Origin of the sequence: Paraburkholderia humisilvae, assembly GCF_902859855.1 — a bacterium.
Lineage (GTDB): Bacteria > Pseudomonadota > Gammaproteobacteria > Burkholderiales > Burkholderiaceae > Paraburkholderia > Paraburkholderia humisilvae.
Genome location: NZ_CADIKH010000492.1, coordinates 1 through 555, shown reverse-complemented (window position 1 = coordinate 555; position 555 = coordinate 1). Strand labels below are relative to the sequence as shown.

Annotated in this window: 1 protein-coding gene; it reads left to right on the top strand. The window is 59.3% G+C overall.

Translation table 11 applies throughout. The annotated features are described in order from the left end of the window. Nucleotides 1–56: 56 nt before the first annotated feature. Nucleotides 57–555: reverse transcriptase domain-containing protein (locus HV796_RS43200; protein WP_246356417.1), on the top strand; the 499-nt coding region annotated here is incomplete at its 3' end.

The following is a 555-nucleotide window of genomic DNA, read 5'->3' as shown; positions in this document are numbered from 1 at the left end:
CGGACGCTATGTTGGCTGCTCTACAAAACGGAGTTAAGGGAGGTAAATGGCATAGTTTGATCGACAAGGTATTTCGCCTGGACACGCTCGCGCTGGGGTGGGCTCAGGTCAAGAAGAACGCCGGGGCAGCGGGAGTGGACCGCATGAGCGTGAAGCGATTCGCGCAAGCGCGGGACCGCTATCTTGCTGAACAGGCGCATGCGTTGCAGGATGGCAGCTATCGCCCTCAGCCGGTGCGGCGCGTCTACATTCCGAAAGGTAAAGGACGCCGCCCGCTCGGTATCCCCGTCGTAAAAGACCGCGTAGTTCAAGCGGCCCTGAAGCTGGTAATCGAGCCGATCTTTGAACATGAGTTCGAGCCGCGAAGCTACGGCTTTCGTCCGGGTTTAGGCTGCAAAGATGCGCTGCGCGAGGTGGACCGGCATGTGAAAGCCGGCTACTGCCGGGTGGTCGATGCCGACCTGCAAAGTTATTTTGACTCGATTCCACACCTACCCCTTCTTGCGAGAGTGGCCGGGCGAATTGCGGACAGCCGGGTCCTGGAACTCATCCAGT